A 577-nucleotide genomic window follows, 5' to 3' on the forward strand; every position below is an offset into this window, starting at 1 on the left:
GCGCGGATCTCGTTCTTGTCCTCGCCGTTGGTGTCGGTGCCGATGTCGATGCGGGCGACGAACTCGACCCCGTCGAGATCGCCGAAGCCGTTGATGCGGCGGCGGGCCTGCGCCTCGGGCGAGTTGTCCTTGTCGGACACGCCGCGCGCCGAGTTGAGGATGCCGCGGATCAGGCCGCGCCCCATGTTGGCCCAGTCCGGGCCCTTCGGGCTGTAGAGGCCGATCAGCGACCAGACCTTGCGCCGGGCATAGGGCCCCTCAAGCACCGTGTATTCGGCGTCGAGATAGACGGCGCCGGTGGCGGCGCGGCGCGCCCAGCCGCCGGTCCAGCCCTGCGAGGGGTCGTCGAAGCCGCCCGGGCGCAGGGTGAGCCGCACCTTGGCGAGCGTGCCTTTCGGGATGACGTTGGTGTTCGATTGGGCGGAGTTGAAGTCGTTCCAGGGTCCGGACATTGCGCGGCTCCTTTCAGTTGGAGGATGGGACGCGCAGCGGCGTCAGAAGGGAAAAGCCACCCCGGCGACCGGATCGGGACACCGGGCGTGGCGAGAGGCGCTCAGCCATGGCCGGGCTCCTGCGC

1 pseudogene is annotated in these 577 nt (G+C 70.0%); it reads right to left on the reverse strand.

The annotated features are described in order from the left end of the window. Window positions 1-452: pseudogene (locus tag FR728_RS19275) on the reverse strand (hypothetical protein); the annotation flags it as partial. Between the last annotated feature and the right edge of the window lie 125 nt (window positions 453-577).

The organism is Roseibium aestuarii, assembly GCF_008477545.1.
Lineage (GTDB): Bacteria > Pseudomonadota > Alphaproteobacteria > Rhizobiales > Stappiaceae > Roseibium > Roseibium aestuarii.